Source organism: Pseudomonas sp. IT-196MI5, assembly GCF_949767415.1.
In the GTDB taxonomy this organism is placed as follows: Bacteria; Pseudomonadota; Gammaproteobacteria; order Pseudomonadales; family Pseudomonadaceae; genus Aquipseudomonas.
In genome coordinates this window covers 1-306 of sequence record NZ_CATKPZ010000073.1, presented here as the reverse complement: position 1 = coordinate 306, position 306 = coordinate 1, and the positions used below count along the sequence as shown (strand labels likewise).

1 pseudogene is annotated in these 306 nt (G+C 61.4%); it reads right to left on the bottom strand.

Annotated elements, in window-relative coordinates:
• Positions 1 to 306, bottom strand: a pseudogene (locus tag ACM6IK_RS25710) (hypothetical protein); the annotation flags it as partial.

Below are 306 nucleotides of genomic sequence, written 5' to 3'. Positions count from 1 at the left end.
CTCCATCGGCGTGCCGAGGTGGTCACATTGGTACCAGGCCACGGCGCTGAAGGTCACCGGTGTGGGCTTGTGCTGCCACACCGGGTCACGGTCGATGTCGTAAGCGCCCTCATAGACCGGCTCCGGCAGCAGTTGGATGCTCCGTTGCTCCACCGCCTGCGCCACCGGCACAAAACTATCCGGTTCGAAAAAGTAGTGGGTCAGGCGTTCGCTCTTGTCGTTGTTGCGGCTTTCAAAGGCCAGCACATCCCCATCCCAACCGTAGAGGGTGTAGCCACAACCGTACTGTTCGTCGAGCTTGGCGCG